The 544-nt window shown below is 47.4% G+C and carries 1 pseudogene; it reads left to right on the top strand.

Annotated elements, in window-relative coordinates:
* Window positions 1-544: pseudogene (locus tag ACX5J7_RS12625) on the top strand (NAD(P)(+) transhydrogenase (Re/Si-specific) subunit beta); the annotation flags it as partial.

The raw sequence follows: 544 nt of genomic DNA, 5'->3' as shown, positions 1-544 counted from the left end.
GTCTGATCACCCTTAAAACCGTAAACGACGCGTTTACCGTTTATTTACCTTGGTTTTTTCACTAGTTTTAGTCGGGGGGCGGTTACCGTTCTCTGGCTCGGTTGTGGCGTGGGGTAAACTGTCGGGCAAAATGAGCTCAAAAGCGGTGATTTTCACCGGACTTCGTGAACTTAGCATTTTGCACTTAATTGGCATGGTGGTTATTGGCTACTTCTTTACCACCGACCCAAGTAACCCAATATGGATTTACTGTGCGATTGCGCTGTCTTTAAGCTTCGGCTTGTGGGCTACTATCTCCATTGGCGGGGCAGACATGCCGGTGGTTATTGCGTTACTAAATAGCTATTCGGGTGTAGCGGCGTGTGCTGCAGGTCTTGCTACAGGCAATACCATACTTATCGTTACCGGCTTATTGGTAGGGGCTTCAGGGCTTATTCTTACCAACATTATGTGTAAAGCGATGAACCGCTCCTTGATGAACGTCCTGCTATCTGGTTTTGCTAAGCCAGTGGAGGCGGGTGAAAAGATTGAAGGTGAAATTAAG

It is taken from the genome of Alteromonas infernus, from assembly GCF_902705815.1.
The sequence above is the reverse complement of the archived record's forward strand: the minus strand, read 5'-3'. Positions and strand labels throughout refer to the sequence as shown.